This is a genomic window from Aeromonas aquatica (assembly GCF_000764655.1).
Classification (GTDB): domain Bacteria; phylum Pseudomonadota; class Gammaproteobacteria; order Enterobacterales; family Aeromonadaceae; genus Aeromonas; species Aeromonas aquatica.
In genome coordinates this window covers 1-1,701 of the sequence record NZ_JRGL01000082.1, presented here as the reverse complement: position 1 = coordinate 1,701, position 1,701 = coordinate 1, and the positions used below count along the sequence as shown (strand labels likewise).

2 protein-coding genes are annotated in these 1,701 nt (G+C 55.2%); both read left to right on the top strand.

Annotated features, from left to right (window positions below; genetic code table 11):
- Positions 1-978: DUF7916 family protein (locus LG30_RS0107910; protein WP_238566403.1), on the top strand; the 978-nt coding region annotated here is incomplete at its 5' end.
- Positions 979-1,066: 88 nt separating this feature from the next.
- On the top strand, positions 1,067-1,701 hold a 635-nt coding region (locus LG30_RS0107905; protein ID WP_033130167.1), incomplete at its 3' end, for a PTS transporter subunit EIIC.

Here is a 1,701-nt window from a genome sequence, read left to right as displayed (position 1 = left end):
TTGGTATTCATCTGCGATGTGGTTGGAGTCTTTATGAAGAGAATGTTTGAAGTCCTCAGAGCCGATGTCCTGGCGACGACGCCGGTGCAGCTACTGCAGATGATCCGGCATAGCGAGGGGCGGACCCTGATGGCCGAGACGGTGGTGAGCTGCCAGCCCTTCTCCGAGGGGGTGAGCAATCCAGAGCTGGCGGCATCGTTTGGCGCAGACATGATCACCCTCAACACCTTTGATCTGGGCCAGCCCTTTGTCGAAGGCCTGTATGACGAAGCGGTCGACGACGATGCCTGCCTCGCCACCCGCTATGAGCAGCACGCCAGCTTCATTCGCCAGCAAGCGAGCCTGAATCGGGTGGTGCAGGATTTAAAGCAGGTATCCAGCCGTTTTATTGGCTGCAATCTGGAGCCTGTGCCGCAAGACATTAAGTATCCGGCCGGTTTTCGGGTATCGGCAGACAACATCAAACAGGCGGTGGCCCTGGGTCTGGATTATGTCGTCATCACCGGCAATCCCAATACCATGATCACCGAAGAAGGGATCATCGACGCCATTCGCATGGCCAAGGCCGTGGCTGACAATCAATTGCTGATCATTGCCGGCAAGATGCATGGGGCCGGCACAGGCACAGAGGTTGCGGCTGAGGTGCTGCTCAAATATTGCCAGGCGGGGGCCGACATCATCATGATCCCGGCGCCTTATACCACCCCTGGCATGACACCCGAAACCGCCAAGGCGCTGATAGAAGTGATTCATGGCGCCGGCAAGCTGGCCTTGTGCGCCATGGGAACCTCCCAGGAGGGAGCCGATAGAACGGTCGTCGAGCAAATAGCACTTAATTCCAAGGTGGCTGGTGCAGATATTATTCACATCGGTGATGCGGGCTTTGCGGGCATTGCCGATCCAGAGAACATCAAATATTGCTCAATCGCCATTCGTGGCAAACGGCACACCTATCGCCGGATAGGATTGCGTCGTTAATTCATGTCATTAAATGGTTTTTGAAATGGAGCCTGTTATCAGGCGTATTTAAACAATGCTGTTGCGTTGATATATGGCGAGGGATGCTATGAATAATGCCAATACAAAAGATCCGATTGAAAAATATGTGATGCCGCTGGCTCAGCGGTTGGGAAATAACCGTCATCTGATCGCTATCCGTGATGGTATGGCACTGGTCATGCCCTTCATGATCATTGGCTCGCTGTTCCTGATCCTGGCCTTCCTGCCGTTCCCCGGCTACGAAGAGTACATGACCGAGAGCGGTCTGATGGACAAGCTGCTGCTGCCGGTCGGGGCAACCTATGATCTGATCGCCATCTTTGCCACCTTGGGGGTGGCTTATCGTCTGGCACAGAAATATACCCAGCTCGATCCCATTATCGCCGCCGCCGTTGCGCTGGCTGCCTATATGCTCGTCACGCCCTACAACATCACTCACACCATAGAGGCAACCGGTGAGGAGATCAGTGTCAGTGGCATCAACCTGGCTTACATGGGCAGTGCCGGTATGTTCCTGGGGATCCTCATCGCCATCTATGCAACCGAGGTTTATCGGTGGTTGATGGTCAGGAACATCAGTTTCAAATTGCCCGATTCCGTCCCGCCCGCCGTGTTGAAATCCTTCGCGGCCCTGATCCCGGCGTTCGTTGTGCTGACCTCGCTGTGGCTGGTTCGCCTGGCCATTGAAGCGGCCGATCTTGG